The organism is Paramesorhizobium salinisoli (assembly GCF_003335045.1).
In the GTDB taxonomy this organism is placed as follows: Bacteria; Pseudomonadota; Alphaproteobacteria; order Rhizobiales; family Rhizobiaceae; genus Paramesorhizobium; species Paramesorhizobium salinisoli.
The window spans coordinates 1-255 of the sequence record NZ_QOZG01000159.1; the positions used below are offsets into that span (position 1 = coordinate 1).

Below are 255 nucleotides of genomic sequence, written 5' to 3' on the forward strand. Positions count from 1 at the left end.
GGTGTTGGCCGGGACCAGATTGCCGCTGCTGTCCCGATAGGTGCACGTCAACTGGTGCGGCTGGCCCTCCGTCAGGTTGTCGGTGCCATCGGTGGACGTGAGCGTCATCGTGCCGGCGCCGGGCAGGCTCACGGTTTGCGCGAAATCGACCTGGAGCGTGCCGATATCCGGCGTGGTTCCGGCGCTGGCCTTCACGGTTGCCGTAGCCGTGCCGGAGCCGGTGTATTCGATGCTGGTGACGGTCTTGCCGTCGGC

Annotated in this window: 1 protein-coding gene; it reads right to left on the reverse strand. The window is 67.1% G+C overall.

What is annotated here, in order from left to right; translation table 11 throughout:
• On the reverse strand, window positions 1–255 hold a 255-nt coding region (locus tag DUT91_RS26050), incomplete at both ends, for a hypothetical protein (RefSeq protein ID WP_160113741.1).